13 protein-coding genes and 1 riboswitch are annotated in these 12,454 nt (G+C 36.5%); of the genes, 4 read left to right on the forward strand and 9 right to left on the reverse strand.

Annotated elements, in window-relative coordinates:
* Nucleotides 1–18: 18 nt before the first annotated feature.
* From RUH95_RS10360 to RUH95_RS10375, 4 genes are read right to left on the reverse strand one after another with little or no spacing between them, the layout of a single operon-like run.
* Nucleotides 19–903, reverse strand: a complete 885-nt coding sequence (locus tag RUH95_RS10360; RefSeq protein ID WP_313892793.1) for a metal ABC transporter permease — start codon at nucleotides 901–903, stop codon at nucleotides 19–21.
* A complete protein-coding gene (locus RUH95_RS10365) occupies nucleotides 896–1,789 on the reverse strand; it encodes a metal ABC transporter permease (protein WP_313892794.1) in 894 nt (297 codons plus the stop codon). Before RUH95_RS10365 ends, RUH95_RS10360 begins: the two co-directional genes overlap by 8 nt.
* Nucleotides 1,790–1,796: 7 nt before the next feature.
* A complete protein-coding gene (locus RUH95_RS10370) occupies nucleotides 1,797–2,555 on the reverse strand; it encodes a metal ABC transporter ATP-binding protein (RefSeq protein ID WP_313892795.1) in 759 nt (252 codons plus the stop codon).
* Nucleotides 2,556–2,569: 14 nt separating this feature from the next.
* The gene (locus tag RUH95_RS10375) at nucleotides 2,570–3,472 is read right to left on the reverse strand and encodes a metal ABC transporter solute-binding protein, Zn/Mn family (protein WP_397469494.1); all 903 of its coding nucleotides are present in this window, start codon (nucleotides 3,470–3,472) and stop codon (nucleotides 2,570–2,572) included.
* A 295-nt stretch (nucleotides 3,473–3,767) separates the two neighbouring features.
* Between RUH95_RS10375 and RUH95_RS10380 the strand changes: the two genes are divergently transcribed.
* A complete protein-coding gene (locus RUH95_RS10380) occupies nucleotides 3,768–3,944 on the forward strand; it encodes a hypothetical protein (RefSeq protein WP_313892797.1) in 177 nt (58 codons plus the stop codon).
* Between the two features lie 47 nt (nucleotides 3,945–3,991).
* On the opposite strand, the gene RUH95_RS10385 is transcribed toward RUH95_RS10380, so the two are convergent.
* Nucleotides 3,992–4,219: a hypothetical protein gene (locus tag RUH95_RS10385; protein ID WP_313892798.1), complete on the reverse strand. Its 228-nt coding sequence runs from the start codon at nucleotides 4,217–4,219 to the stop codon at nucleotides 3,992–3,994.
* Nucleotides 4,220–4,472: 253 nt separating this feature from the next.
* Nucleotides 4,473–4,665, reverse strand: a riboswitch (cobalamin riboswitch).
* 107 nt (nucleotides 4,666–4,772) lie between these two features.
* On the opposite strand from RUH95_RS10385, the gene RUH95_RS10390 reads away from it, so the two are divergent.
* On the forward strand, nucleotides 4,773–6,005 hold the full coding sequence (locus RUH95_RS10390; protein WP_313892799.1) for an MFS transporter: 1,233 nt from the start codon (nucleotides 4,773–4,775) through the stop codon (nucleotides 6,003–6,005).
* A gap of 103 nt (nucleotides 6,006–6,108) precedes the next feature.
* On the opposite strand, the gene RUH95_RS10395 is transcribed toward RUH95_RS10390, so the two are convergent.
* The 4 genes from RUH95_RS10395 to RUH95_RS10410 all read right to left on the reverse strand — a co-directional run bounded on the left by RUH95_RS10395 (nucleotide 6,109) and on the right by RUH95_RS10410 (nucleotide 10,530).
* On the reverse strand, nucleotides 6,109–6,891 hold the full coding sequence (locus RUH95_RS10395) for a GNAT family N-acetyltransferase (protein ID WP_313892800.1): 783 nt from the start codon (nucleotides 6,889–6,891) through the stop codon (nucleotides 6,109–6,111).
* A 113-nt stretch (nucleotides 6,892–7,004) separates the two neighbouring features.
* Complete coding sequence (locus tag RUH95_RS10400) at nucleotides 7,005–7,916, reverse strand: AraC family transcriptional regulator (protein ID WP_313892801.1); 912 nt, start codon at nucleotides 7,914–7,916, stop codon at nucleotides 7,005–7,007.
* A gap of 140 nt (nucleotides 7,917–8,056) precedes the next feature.
* Entirely contained in the window at nucleotides 8,057–8,791 is a 735-nt protein-coding gene (locus RUH95_RS10405) for a glucose 1-dehydrogenase (protein ID WP_313892802.1), read from the reverse strand.
* 89 nt (nucleotides 8,792–8,880) lie between these two features.
* Nucleotides 8,881–10,530: an FAD-binding dehydrogenase gene (locus tag RUH95_RS10410; protein ID WP_313892803.1), complete on the reverse strand. Its 1,650-nt coding sequence runs from the start codon at nucleotides 10,528–10,530 to the stop codon at nucleotides 8,881–8,883.
* A 139-nt stretch (nucleotides 10,531–10,669) separates the two neighbouring features.
* Between RUH95_RS10410 and RUH95_RS10415 the strand changes: the two genes are divergently transcribed.
* The gene (locus RUH95_RS10415; protein WP_313892804.1) at nucleotides 10,670–11,623 is read left to right on the forward strand and encodes a TRM11 family SAM-dependent methyltransferase; all 954 of its coding nucleotides are present in this window, start codon (nucleotides 10,670–10,672) and stop codon (nucleotides 11,621–11,623) included.
* A 27-nt stretch (nucleotides 11,624–11,650) separates the two neighbouring features.
* On the forward strand, nucleotides 11,651–12,295 hold the full coding sequence (locus tag RUH95_RS10420; RefSeq protein WP_313892805.1) for a LytTR family DNA-binding domain-containing protein: 645 nt from the start codon (nucleotides 11,651–11,653) through the stop codon (nucleotides 12,293–12,295).
* The last annotated feature ends 159 nt before the right edge of the window (nucleotides 12,296–12,454 follow it).

Raw genomic sequence — 12,454 nt, forward strand, 5'->3', positions numbered from 1 at the left:
GAGGTTCCATGAAAGAATTCATACTACACTTTTCGTATTATTTAATCTAACGCGTTTGACAGTTTTCCATAACAATCCGTCATGTGGCTTAAGTAAAAACACGAGCATAAATAATACGCCTACCAATGCAGCCATCATTCCGGAAATGGATGTGTTCCAAAATTTAGCTAGGTAATATCCTGTAACGGATGCGGTAACTCCAAAAGTCATGCTCCACACAATCATTCCGGAGACACTCTTACTCATTAAATATGCGGTTGCAGATGGACCGACGAGCATTGCTACAACAAGTACAGCTCCTACACTATCAAATGTTGCTACTGTAGTTAAAGAAACGAGCGTCATAAAAGAGTAATGCATAGCCACGATTGGTAACCCAATGGATAGCGCGAAAACTGGATCAAAGGTAGAGAGTTTAATCTCTTTGTAAAAGAAAAATAGAAATAGTAGATTTAATGATAGAACAATTAATAGCATCCAAACTGCTTTAGGCATTTCAACACCCAAAATAATCCATGTATCCCAAGGGACAAACGCAATTTCGCCCATTAGTACATGCTCTACATCTAGATGCACGTTTCCAGCGAACAAAGTGATAAATAAAACACCTAATGCAAATAAGGATGTAAAGACTACTCCGATAGCAGCATCTTCTTGTAATCCACCTGTCTGTAGTACTTGCACAAGATAGGCAGTGAGAATCCCTGCAGCCGCAGCGCCAATTAACATCCAAAAACCATTTAGAGATTGTGTAATCATAAATGCCATAACAATACCAAATAATACGGTGTGACTAATAGCATCTGCAATCATCGCAGTTTTACGGAGTATTAGAAAAACGCCAGTCAGTCCGCAAGTAATGCCGACAAGTGCACCCGTTAATATAACCCAAAATTCATTCATGACTCATCGCCTCCTGCGCTACCCTACGTTGTTTAAACTCTTTTTTCTTGCGTAATTTTGACAGTAATCCTCTCGTTGGAGCAAAGAAGAAGGATAATAGAAATAGAGTTGCAGCAACGAGAACAATAATAGGACCTGTTGAAAGACCTATTCGTAAAGAACTGACCATTGTGCCAAACGCTCCTGATAGAGCACCAAAGAAAGCACTAGTGACAAGTATAATTCCGAGATGACTGGACCAATATCTAGCAGCTGCAGCTGGTATGATGAGCATCGCAGCCATTAAAATAACACCAACTGCCTGTATTCCCGTCACAATTGTTAGAACAGTAAGAGCTGTTAACAACGTTCGTAATCGCTCAACTGGTAAACCAATGCCCTTTGCAAATACAGGGTCAAAAATCATCAGCTTCCATTCTTTAAAGAAAAGCAAGCACATTAAAATGATTAATAGTGCGCTTCCTGACAACCATATTAAATCGCTTTTTGCCATCGTAGCAGCTTTTCCAAAAATAAAATCATTTAGCCCACTCTGATTCCCAGCAGTGCTCTGATTTACGATAGAAATTAGTACAATCCCTATTCCGAACGATACTGACAAAACAAGAGCAATGGCGGCATCGGCTTTTAACTTCGATTGATTGACAATCCACTGAATCATATAAACGGATAATCCTGAAGTAATGGCAGCACCAATCATAAGAATGGGTAATTCCTTTGTTTCAAAAACTAAATACGCAAGTGCAATACCTGGGAGAGCAGCGTGTGCAGCAGCATCACCTACTAAACTTTGTTTCTGAAGAAAAGAAAAAGTCCCGTTTAATCCAGCAGCAACTCCAAGTAAAATAGTTCCTACGAGCACCCAGAGTAGATTTCCGGTTAACATGTTATTCTCACCTCTCTCCCACTAGGTTATCGTTGGACTTTGCCTGATCCATAAAAAATAATTTTCCACCATATGCTTGTTGCAAATTTTCTTGGGTAAATGTTTGTTTTGTCGGCCCGTACGCTGTAATTGTTTTATTCAATAAAATCATCCAATCAAAATAGTCACCCGCAGTTTGCAAGTCGTGATGCACGACAAAAACGGTTTTACCTTGCGCTTTTAGATCTTTTAAAATGGAAATGATTGTTCTTTCGGTTGCGGCATCTACACCAACAAATGGTTCATCCATAAAATAGATTTCAGCTTCTTGTGCTAGTGCGCGAGCTAAAAATACACGCTGCTGTTGCCCACCCGATAATTGGCCGATGGAACGATCGGCAAATGCTTCCATCCCAACATTTTTTAAGCAGTCTAGTGCAATTTGTTTATCCTTTGCCGGTGGTTTCTTCATCAGCCCAATATGCCCGTATCGGCCCATAAGTACAACGTCTAGGGCATTCGTTGGGAAATCCCAATCAACAGCATTTCGTTGTGGGACATATCCAACTATAAGGTCCTTTGGATTAAGCGGACGATCTAAAATATGAACAGTTCCCGTTTTGTTTGGTAATTGGTTCAGTATAGCTTTGATTAATGTAGATTTTCCCGCACCATTTGGACCAATAATTCCTGTTAAACTGCCTACGGGTATAGATATGTTCACATCTTTTAAAACAATTTTATCCTCATAAGCTACCGATAGGTTTTTAATTTGTAATGCATTCATATTACTCACTCCTTCTATTTAAGTGAATCAACGATGGTGTTGACGTTGTGTTTATACATCCCAATATAAGTGCCTTCCTCTGTTCCTTCAGCACCCATTGCATCTGAGAAAAGTTCTCCACCTACTTGAATAGTATGGCCTTTCTCTTTTGCACCTTGTATAACGGCATTCATTGCTTTTTCGGAAACACTAGACTCTATGAAAACGGCTTTAATATTTTCATCTGCTAGAAAATCGACGATGTTTTGGACATCTTTTAAACCATATTCGGAATTTGTACTTAAGCCTTGTAACCCACGCACTTCCATTCCATGACTATTCCCGAAATAGCTAAATGCATCATGGGCAGTTACAAGAACGCGCTGCTGTTCTGGAATTTCATTAATACGTGTATCTGCCCAGTTGGATAATTCATCTAACTTGTCAAAGTAGGCTTTTTCATTTTTTTTGTATTCATCTTTGTTATCAGGATATTCTTCTATAAGGGTTTTCGTAATTTCAGCAACTGCTATTTTCCAAACATCAATATCAAACCAAATATGTGGATCGGCTAGTTTGGGATTCATTGGATCGCTCAATATACGATCTGCTGGAACAACTTCTCCAATTGCACTAACCGTTTTTTCTTTTTTCATTTTCTCGAAAATATCGCTCATTTTTCCTTCCAGTGCTAAACCGTTATAAAAAATAGTGTCTGCTTGCTCCAGTGTTTGTAAATCACCTTGTGTTGCTTTGTAAAGATGTGGGTCTACTCCCGGTCCCATAAGTGATTTTACCTCTACGTTATCTCCTGCAATTTCTTTTACTGCATCTGCAATTTGGCCAGTTGTTGTAACAACAAGCGGTTTCCCTGATTTTTCTTCAGTTTTGCTACTGCATCCTACTAATAAAATAGCAGTAATGAATAAAATGAACATTTTTTTCAATTTCTACACTCCTTCTTTTCCTTTACTCCACTTTATTTCCTTAGGGAAACTTTTAGAATAAAAAAATTTAACTTTCTTTTACACAATTAAATTTCCTTAAGGAAACATTTGTTTATTAGGTTAACATTAACTTTTTTATTTGTCAAAATAATTTATGAATTCTTTTGTAAAAAGGTGATAAAAATAGGAAAGGCTTTTTTGCTTTTTTAAGTATACGAGCAAACCATTTATTAGCTTTATCGTGTTATACTGTAAGAACAAATTAATTTGAAGGAGGTAACACATTATGCAATATTCGAAACCAAAAATGGCAGAATTAGTGAAGCACAGTGCTGAATTAACGAAGCGATTGAAAGAAGTAATGCAAGAACATAACTTGGAAAAAAGTTTCGCTTTAAAAGCTTTGTATCACTCGGAAGTAAAAGATGGCGGGAGATACCAAAGAGATTATCAGGATCTATAATTAAAAAATGAAAGCGTGCTGGTCATTATTGACTCAGCACGCTTTTCTTATTCTTCAAGGCTTCCAAGAATCTCATCTTTTGTTTGTTTAAATGCTTGTTGTAAATTGTGTGTATATATAATTTTTTCTTGATCATTCAGATGTGGTGCGTTTCCGATTTCTTCCTCGTGAAAAGTGAAAATCGTGGTAAGTGGCGTTGATTTGGTTGAAATAGAATTAGTCATTAACACATGTTTAAAGCTTTCTACATAATATTCTTTTGTTCCAGCTGTCATTTTATAAACTTCCTCTCATAGGTAAACATAAAAAAGCATCTTCTTTGTGAAATCAAAGAAGATGCTAGTATGCGTAAATTAATATGGTCGATGGTTGCCGCAACAAATGGTTCGTAATCAGAAGAAAAACATAGTGAAATAAGAGGATTTTAAACCTCCGATGCTTTCTAATTACGTTTCTTCGTACGGCAGTATATTCAAGCTGTTGCTCGATCATAGCTGCACTTAACACCTCCTATCCGCGTAGGGTTTTGGTGTGTACTTGAAATAGGCAGGTCTCCTGGCTCATGATCATCGTGTTCTTTTCTCCTTCCCATTAAGGATTAACAGTGGATTTGAAAAGATTACTCCCATTTACAGTTGCGGGACAGCGTCGGTATTTCACCGAACTTCCCTTTTAAGCTAAATTACAAAAGTAAAATAGCACCTAAATCTACACGTTATTCAATTATTCTTTCACTATAACATACTTGTTGATTCATTAAAATAATCGCAAATTTGGACAAGAAGTTAAGTACCTGCCTCCATATAATCAATGAGAGGGGGCAAGGAAATGAATATATTAAAGACGAAAGATCCATATCGAGTGTACATTTATACTTGTTTTTTATCACAACTATTTTTTACATTTATATTCACCGTGAACTTGTTATATCAAGTGAAAGTTGTCATGTTAGATCCACTCCAGCTTGTATTGGTTGGAACTATTTTGGAGTTATCTGTATTTCTTTTTGAAATTCCGACTGGGGTAGTTTCCGATTTGAAAAGCCGCAAGCTTTCCATAGTAATTGGATATTTTTTAATAGGAACTGGTTTTTTAGTGGAGGGGTTATTCCCATATTTTATACCTGTACTAATAGCTCAAGTTGCATGGGGAATTGGTTATACATTTACGAGTGGTTCTCAGCAAGCGTGGATTGCAGATGAAATAGGTGAGGAACGTGCTTCATTAGCATTTATAAGAGGCGCGAAGGCTGGTAATCTTGGGCAGGTCATAGCGATACCTTTAAGTATATTGACGGGTTATTTTATGATTAACCTTCCAATCATTATTGGGGGACTTTGTATGATTGGTTTAGCTGTATTTTTAATCATTTTTATGAAAGAAGAGAACTTTAAACCGTCAGATAAGATGGAAAGAACATCAATGTTGGAAAGCATAAAAGATAGTATGGGGAAAATTATTTCTCATTCTAAAACTAGTTTTATCATAAGAGTGCTGTTCCTTATTGCTTTGTTTGTTGGATTTTATAGTGAAGGTTTTGATCGTTTATGGATATCTCATTTTTTAGAGGTGTCTAATCTGGCAACTTTGACTGATGAAAAGTTAGTTTTCATCATGGGAGGAATTCAATTTATTGTTGTGCTTGTTTCTTTTGTGGTGCTTCACTTCATCAATCGTAGTCTTATCCATCAAAATCTAAGACGTATTTATGTAGCACTTTTTGTAGGAAGTTTATTTATAATTGCTTCACTAATTGGTTTTGCATCCTCCACGTATGTGATAGGTTTGTTAGCGTTTTATATTATTATCCAAGTAACGAGGCAGGTAATGTATCCGCTAGAGGATATTTGGTTAAATAAAGTTATTCCTGACTCCTCTACACGTGCAACCTTCTTTTCAGTAAAAGGTCAAGTGGATGCCATTGGTCAAATAGGCGGAGGTCCAGTGATAGGTTATATTGCATCTAGTTATACTATAAAAATTGCAATAATTGTAAGTGCTGTTTTATTAACTCCGGTATTATATTTGTATAGAGGTATATTAAAAAAATCAAAAGGATAAAAATTTTACAATAGCACTTGTCATAATAATAAAAAAGCATCGGTCATAGAATCGATGCTTTTTACATATGAGAAAACGTTTAAAAAGATCCAATTATATTGGATTATCCTTGTATTTCTTTAATGCTTTTTCCTCCTAAAAATGAGTGTCCAGTTTTTAGTTTTTCTACTGTATTAAAACCATATTTTTTATACACTTTTTCTATATTTTCATTGATTGGAAACACCCAAAGGTTTTCTAATTCATTTTTTGTAACTTCAAGTTGAATGTAATGAATAAGTTCACCTATTAAACCTTTACCTCGATATTCTTCAAGTGTAGCGACATTTTCCATACGAGCTTGTTTTTCAGTAATAAACAAACAAGCAGTTGCACAGGCCACACCATCGTATCGGAGTATATAATGAATGAAGGACGAATGGTTAAATTCCTGTTCGAATGCTTTTTCCCTAACATCCTTTCCACCAAACTCTTTTATACTGCATTCTATAAATAGTGCTTCGGCATAATTATTTTTAGTTATCAGTTCAATTTTTACTTTTTCATTATTTCCTTTTTCTAAACTTTTTTTGTCCCATAATTGAACGGGATGAATCAATTCTTCAAAACCAAAATTATTTAATCTTAATTGAGAAATAAGACTTTGTTGGGATTCTAAATTATATATATAGAATCTTGGTATTATTTTTTTAGATTCGTAAAAGTTAATTACTTCATCAATTATTAATTGTGGATTATCACTAGCATCAATTACATGAGTGTGATTAGCGTCATAAGATGTCGGTTGGTCTTCATTACAAAACAGTGAACCCCATGTGGTATCTATACGCTTTGAAAAGGATTCCAAGTAGGTGAAATCTATAAGAAAAATGTCTTGTAAATTCATTCAAAATTCCCTCCGGTAGATATTATTGTTGCAACTTCATTTTGGTCATAATCCCATCCAACAGACGCAGAGAAATCTATTAGTTCGTAAATATTATTCTCCATAAAATCATCTTATCTCTCTTTAATTGGTAAGTATATTTCCATATATATTTTTTCATATTCCCAGTCATGGCAGTGCTCATCATAATATTCGAAGTCATAGCCTTGTTCATCTACTTCATAAAGGGAATGTGGTAACCAGTCTTCCAAAATATATTGCCATGTTCCTTTAATAGAAGAAACAAATTGTTCAACTCCTACGAGCGGAGTTCTAAAAACGGCATATGTAGCTGCTGAAATTTGTAATTTTGTAAACCCACTAGGTATGTGCACTCCTTGATCGTAATTTACTGCAAAAAAATAAGTAAATTTTTCTTTTAATTCTATGCTACTTAAATTTATACAGTACTCCCCATGTTTTTCTGGAGATAATAAATCGTATAAAGTTCTTTCAATAGACTCATCTGCTGAAATTCTTTCGTCCCAAAAGGCTGGTGCATCTCTTGTATAAGAAACCTTGTCAATGTCACTCTCGAATGTTTTTCCAGCAATTTCAAAAGCTTTTTTTTGCATAATTTTTGGCTGCATTACAATGCCGCCAGTCTGTTTCCGACGAAGGCTTAATAAATCCAGTTTCTGTGGTAATGAAATTGGACAATGGAGCCTATATAAGCTAGGAGGGCTTCCGAAACATCTTTTAAAAGCTTTTGTAAAACCAGAATGTGTTTCAAACCCATAATCTAAAGCGATTTGAATTATTTTTTTGCCTTGCATTAATTCATATAAAGCAAATTGTAGCTTTCTTTTTTGTACATAATCCATAACGGTATAACCAATATGTTTATCAAAGATCCTGTAAAAATGAAAAGGGGAATAACCAACAAGATTAGCTAGCTTCTCGGGATGAATCTCCTCTTTTATATGATTGTCTATATAATCAATTACTTGTTGTAATAAATATACTTGTTGAATAGAAATAACCACCTTTTATTATTCATACTAAGAAAATATTAACAGAAATTGGTGGAGAGATGTATATGTACTTAATCTTAACTACCTTTTAATAAAAAAACCGATTTCCCTTTACAAGGAAATCGGCTTTTATAAATCATATAATATTTTTATTATTGTGCAGTTAATCCGCCATCGATGACGAATTCTGAACCTGTTGAGTAGCTTGAATCATCAGAAGCTAAGAATAATACCATTTGTGATACTTCTTCTGGTTGAGCAACACGTTTTAATGGAATATGTTTAGAGAATTCTTCAACTGCTGCTCTTGTATCTTCTTGTACTACCATTGGTGTAGCGATTACACCTGGGTGTACAGAGTTTACGCGAATACCCATTGGTGCTAAGTTAATAGCAGCTGCTTTTGTCATTCCGCGTACTGCGAATTTTGTATCTGTGTAACCTACAGCACCAGCAACTAAGCCGTTCATTGAAGAAATGTTCACGATTGAACCGCCACCAGCTTTGATCATTGAAGCTGCTGCAGTTTTCATACCTAAGAATACAGACAATTGGTTAATGTCCATGATGCGACGGTATTCTTCTACTGTAATATCAAGCATATTTTTCGCCATAGTAATACCAGCGTTGTTTACTAATACGTTTACTGGACCAAAAGCTTCTTCTGTTTTTGCAATAACTGTTGCCCAATCTTCTTCAGATGTTACATTTTGTTTAATGAAAAGAGCATTTTCACCTAATTCAGCTGCAAATGCATTTCCTTTTTCTTCATTTAAATCTGTTAAAACAACCTTTGCACCGTTCTCTATGAATAGTTTTGCATGTGCTGCACCCATACCTTGTGCTGCACCTGTAATAATTGCTACTTTACCTGCTAATCTTGACATTATATTTCCTCCTAAAATTATTTAGCGTTAAATATTTTAATTACATGGCTATTATAACGCTGGAATAAAGTGTTTTCAATATAATTGTACTATTCTTTTGCAACAGCGCGTCCCACCTCTCTTCCAGTAAAAATACATCCACCTAAAAATGTTCCTTCGAGAGAGCGATATCCATGCACACCACCACCGCCAAAACCAGTCACTTCGCCCGCAGCATATAGTCCTGGAACAGGATTTCCTGAAGCATTTAACACACGTCCAGATAAATCCGTTTGAAGTCCTCCAAGTGTTTTCCGAGTAACAATATTCAATCGAACTGCTATAAGTGGACCATTTTTTGCATCGAGTATTTTATGTGGAGAAGCAACCCGTATTAGTTTATCTCCAATATAATTTCTTGCACCACGAAGTGCCGTTATTTGAAGGTCTTTCGTAAATTTATTGTCCATTTCACGATCACGTGCTTTTAATTGTCTTTCGATATGTTCTAAGTTTAATAGGTTTTCACCAGTTATTTTATTCATACCTGAAACTAAATCTGCTAAATTGTTTGCAACTACGAAGTCCTCTCCTTTGTCCATAAATGCTTTCACTGGAGCAGTTGGCCCTGGTAGTATGCGCTTCAATACTTGTTTAATACTTTTTCCAGTTAAATCTGGATTTTGCTCGGAACCTGATAGTGCAAATTCTTTTTCAATGATTTTTTCGGTTAAAATAAACCAAGAATAGTCGTAACCTGTTTTTTGAATCGCTTCCAACGTCCCAAGCGTATCAAAGCCAGGGAAGTATGGTGCAGGAAAACGTTTCCCTTCCGCATCTAACCAAATAGAGGAAGGACCTGGTAAAATGCGGATGCCATGATCTTTCCATACGGGATTCCAGTTTTTTATACCTTCCGTGTAATGCCACATTCGGTCTTTATTGACTAGTCGACCCCCTGCTTTTTCTGTAATTGCGAGCATTCGACCATCGACATGCTCTGGTACGCCGGAAATCATCTTTTTAGGAGGTGCTCCGAGTCGCTCAGGCCAGTTTTCTCGTACTAAATCATGATTTGCACCAATTCCTCCGCTTGTTACGATTACTGCACGAGCTAAATATTCAAATTCTCCTATGACTTCTCGGGAGCTAACTTCTCCGCGCTGTGCCGAACTAGGAACAAGTACAGATCCACGAACCCCAGTTACGACTCCATCAGTTGAAATAAGTTCCTCCACTTGGTGACGAGGTTTATAGGCTACGAGACCTTTCGTTATAGCAGCACGAACTTGATCTTCAAAAGGTTTTACGATGCCAGGTCCTGTACCCCAAACAATATGGAATCGTGGGACTGAATTGCCGTGACCTTCAGCAAGATAACCGCCACGTTCTGCCCAACCAACCACTGGAAAAAAGCGCACGCCTTTTGCATATAGCCATTCTCGTTTTTCTTCCGTAGCAAAACGAACATAAGCCTCCGCCCACTTTTTTGCCCAATAATCCTCATCTTCCTCCCGATCAAAGCCAGCAGTTCCTATCCAATCTTGCCATGCAAGCTCATATGAATCTTTCACCCCAAGCCTTCGTTGTTCTGGAGAATCAACTAAAAATAACCCACCAAAAGACCACCAGGCTTGCCCACCAAGTGAGCTTTCAGGTTCTTGATCGACCAATAAAACCTTTTTCCCTGCATTCGCAAGCTCTGCAGTTGCAACTAATCCAGCTAAACCAGCTCCAACGACAATTACATCGAATTCCATTGAATATCCCCCAATCCAAATAAATATTCTGAAAATTAATTTAATTATATTTCTTTTCCCATTGAATTACTATTGCGTTTACATTTTTACTAATGAAAAGCCTCCATGTTATAATAGATGTACTATTGGAGGGAATACATTGACGAACATAAGTCGAGAGCCTGCGTTCATCTATACATTTGCATATAATGACGCAGAACGCTCTCTATGCCATTTAGAGATGCGCTCTTTTTTTGGAACAGATACAGATGTAAAAATTATTAAAAGTAGTGAAAAAGTTCATCCTAGCAGAAGTCCATTTATAAAAGAACGAGTAGAAGTTTTAGTAGATGGAGACACGGTGGAAGAGATTATTGCACAAGTATCTGTTTTTGGATCAGAAGAAGAGACATACAGAGTAACGTTTTTAAAGATTAACGATCGCCAAGGTGAAGATAAAATTGAAAATAACGAGCGTCTCCATATAGAACGAACAGTAGGAAAGGAAATGCTAGGAGAGTTTGATTTACGTAATCCAGATCGAATTTATGCAATTGTTCCATATGGTGGTCGTTGGTATTTTGGATTATATACGAAAAGCGAACCTATATGGTTTAAGCATGTGAAGAAGCCAAGAGAATATTCAACAGCACTGAGCACGAGAGTCGCCAGGTCAGTAGCGAATATTGCTGTTCCACGTCCAGAAGGTGTTCGTGCAATTGACCCTTGCTGTGGAATTGGGACTGTCCTAGTAGAGGCACTATCTATGGGAATTGATATTGTTGGTCGCGATATTAATCCGTTAGTCTGTGATGGCTCACGTGAAAATATTGCGTATTTTAGTTTAATTGGTGATGTAAAAAAGAGCGCAATTGAGGATATTACAGAAACATATGATGTAGCTATTATTGATTTGCCATATAACTTATACACACATGCATCTCAGGAAGAGCAGTTCATCATTTTAAAGCATGCAAGAAGAATCGCGAAAAAAATTGTATTAGTAACAATTGAGTCAATGGATGAGCAGCTTGAACAAATAGGCTTCCAAATAATTGATCGTTGCATAACGACTAAGCAAAGCTTTTCACGTGAAATAGTTGTTTGCGAATAGTAGTAGTGTAGGGAAGGAGGGGTGAGAATGGAAGGTTTATCAATTGTTGCCCTTCTTGATGTAATTGGTGAATTATTTTCAGATGAAATTTCCATAGCGGTATCAAATACAAATGAGTATATTTATTATCGCCCGAGTAAAAGAATTGATTTGAAAATATCTCCCGGAGATCCTGTAAGACAAGGAACAATTACGCATAAAGCTTTGGAGAGCGGGCAAAAAGTATCTGAATTTATCGACCGAGAAGTGCTTGGCGTGCCATATCACGGAATGGCAGTACCTTATCATCATAATGGGGAGCTTGAAGGCTGCGTGACAGCTATTTACTCTTCCTTTACGGATGGAAAATCGGTCATTACGATAAAAACGCAAGATGGTTGGATACCGATTCCTTTTTCGGATATTTTATATTTAGAGGCAAAGGACCGCAAGACATTTGTTGTTACAAAGACGTTTTCCGGTACCCATATGAGCTCTTTGCAGGATTTTGAATATCGCCTTCCAAGAGAGACCTTTATTCGTTGTCATCGATCTTTCATCGTCAATGTACATCAAATAAAAGAAATATATCCAGATACACATTCCACATTTGTGCTAGCAATGGCGAACGGAGAAAAAATATCGGTTAGTCAGTCTTACTCTAGTTATTTCCGCAAACTATTAGGATTTTAGAAGAACGCTTGAACAAAGAGGAAAGTGCCTCGTAGTTCAAGCGTTTTTTTACTTTTTTCTCTTCTTTTGAAAATAAAAAGGCATTTAAAGGAGAAAACATGCTGTTTCAGTAATAAAAGTTTCTGCTTTGATCAATAAAAAGATGTATTCGTCAAGTTT

The sequence above is a fragment of the Psychrobacillus sp. genome (genome assembly GCF_032154225.1).
Lineage (GTDB): Bacteria > Bacillota > Bacilli > Bacillales_A > Planococcaceae > Psychrobacillus.

Excerpts from the sequence above, each read along its gene's own strand:
- RUH95_RS10420 (WP_313892805.1), top strand. The coding sequence starts at position 11,651 with ATGGAAGGTTTATCAATTGTTGCCCTTCTTGATGTAATTGGTGAATTA.
- RUH95_RS10375 (WP_397469494.1), bottom strand. The coding sequence starts at position 3,472 with ATGTTCATTTTATTCATTACTGCTATTTTATTAGTAGGATGCAGTAGC.
- RUH95_RS10365 (WP_313892794.1), bottom strand. The coding sequence starts at position 1,789 with ATGTTAACCGGAAATCTACTCTGGGTGCTCGTAGGAACTATTTTACTT.
- RUH95_RS10370 (WP_313892795.1), bottom strand. The coding sequence starts at position 2,555 with ATGAATGCATTACAAATTAAAAACCTATCGGTAGCTTATGAGGATAAA.
- RUH95_RS10395 (WP_313892800.1), bottom strand. The coding sequence starts at position 6,891 with ATGAATTTACAAGACATTTTTCTTATAGATTTCACCTACTTGGAATCC.
- RUH95_RS10360 (WP_313892793.1), bottom strand. The coding sequence starts at position 903 with ATGAATGAATTTTGGGTTATATTAACGGGTGCACTTGTCGGCATTACT.
- RUH95_RS10385 (WP_313892798.1), bottom strand. The coding sequence starts at position 4,219 with ATGACAGCTGGAACAAAAGAATATTATGTAGAAAGCTTTAAACATGTG.
- RUH95_RS10410 (WP_313892803.1), bottom strand. The coding sequence starts at position 10,530 with ATGGAATTCGATGTAATTGTCGTTGGAGCTGGTTTAGCTGGATTAGTT.
- RUH95_RS10405 (WP_313892802.1), bottom strand. The coding sequence starts at position 8,791 with ATGTCAAGATTAGCAGGTAAAGTAGCAATTATTACAGGTGCAGCACAA.
- RUH95_RS10380 (WP_313892797.1), top strand. The coding sequence starts at position 3,768 with ATGCAATATTCGAAACCAAAAATGGCAGAATTAGTGAAGCACAGTGCT.
- RUH95_RS10390 (WP_313892799.1), top strand. The coding sequence starts at position 4,773 with ATGAATATATTAAAGACGAAAGATCCATATCGAGTGTACATTTATACT.